Source organism: Oleiphilus sp. HI0086 (assembly GCF_001635225.1).
Genome location: NZ_LWFZ01000162.1, coordinates 1 through 556 on the forward strand (window position 1 = coordinate 1; position 556 = coordinate 556).

A 556-nucleotide genomic window follows, 5' to 3' on the forward strand; every position below is an offset into this window, starting at 1 on the left:
GATAGGTGAGCATTGTAGTTACCTACAGCGCCATTAATTTTGCCCAGGATTTCAACTTTCTCGATTTGAGCCAACTGGCGGCGTAAACGAGCAACAACATTTGCAAATTCTTTACCCATTGTAGAAGGCGAGGCTGTTTGACCGTGGGTACGTGAAAGCATCGGGATTTCAGCGTACTCAAGTGCCAGTTCTTCCATTTTGTTTACAACTTCTTTCATTGACGGTAAAACACTCTTCTGCATGCCATTAGTAAGCATTAAACCGTGAGATAGGTTGTTGATGTCTTCCGAAGTACAAGCAAAGTGAACGAACTCGGAATCGGCTTCTAATTCAGGGAAGTCGCCTTTTGCTGCAGAGAACTTTTCTTTTAGGAGATATTCAACTGCTTTTACGTCGTGATTTGTAGTGCGTTCAATTTCTTTAACGCGCTCTGCGTCTTCTACAGAGAAGTTACTTACGATATCGTCTAGGAACTTGTTGGCGTCAGCAGAGAAGGCTTTTAATTCTTCAATTTGAGGGTGGGCTGCCAAGGTTTGCAACCAACGAATTTCAACCT

At 43.2% G+C, this 556-nt stretch carries 1 protein-coding gene; it reads right to left on the reverse strand.

What is annotated here, in order from left to right; all coding sequences use genetic code 11:
- The coding region (locus tag A3756_RS02225; protein WP_255376500.1) for a lyase family protein at positions 1-556 on the reverse strand (556 nt) is incomplete at both ends.